Source organism: Pseudomonas sp. MD195_PC81_125 (assembly GCF_014060985.1).
GTDB classification, from domain to species: Bacteria; Pseudomonadota; Gammaproteobacteria; order Pseudomonadales; family Pseudomonadaceae; genus Aquipseudomonas; species Aquipseudomonas parakoreensis.
Window position 1 is genome coordinate 1 of record NZ_JABULD010000823.1, and the last position, 789, is coordinate 789.

The following is a 789-nucleotide window of genomic DNA, read 5'->3' on the forward strand; positions in this document are numbered from 1 at the left end:
TGCTGTGGAATTTTCCACCAGCAAAAATTTTCATGGGCGATGCGGGAAGCGGATTTCTGGGTGTGATCCTGGGTGTCCTGTCATTGCAGGCAATGTCGATAAATCCGGATTTCCTCTGGGTTTGGCTTATTTTGCTGGGCGTGTTCATTGTTGATGCCACGTTCACGTTGCTTCGACGGTTGTTGCGCGGCGACAAAGTGTACGAGGCTCATAGAAGTCACGCTTATCAGTATGCGTCACGTCGATATGGGCGACATCTGCCGGTGACAGCAGCCGTTGCCTTGATCAACGTGCTGTGGCTGTTGCCCATAGCGTTTTGCGTAGTAGCCGGTAGGGTGGACGGTGGATTGGGGCTGATAATTGCATACCTTCCGTTGCTGGTCCTCGCGGTGAAGTTTCATGCAGGAGAACTCGAAGTCAAAACCGTTGTCCGGTGATTGATAGACAAAATCGGTAGGGTGTCAAAATATTACGTACAATGATTGCGGATTTAGCAGAGTACGCGCAGGTCGGTTGAGGTTTATGGATAAATTACGCGCCTTTTTGCTGGGTTTGCCACGCAGGCAAAAACGACTGATTCAAGTTGCCACAGATGTGTTTCTGGTCTGGGCGTCTCTCTGGCTCGCATTTATCGTCCGCCTCGGCATCGACGATATGTACAATCCGTTAAGGGCGCATTTCTGGCTGTTCGTCAGTGCACCGATCATCGCAATTCCGCTTTTCATCCGTTTCGGCATGTACCGTGCGGTCATGCGCTACTTTGGTAACGATGCGCTGTATTGCGATCGT

At 51.0% G+C, this 789-nt stretch carries 2 pseudogenes; both read left to right on the plus strand.

The annotated features are described in order from the left end of the window. Positions 1-437: pseudogene (locus tag HT737_RS29525) on the plus strand (glycosyl transferase); the annotation flags it as partial. An 85-nt stretch (positions 438-522) separates the two neighbouring features. Continuing rightward, a pseudogene (locus tag HT737_RS29530) lies at positions 523-789 on the plus strand (polysaccharide biosynthesis protein); the annotation flags it as partial.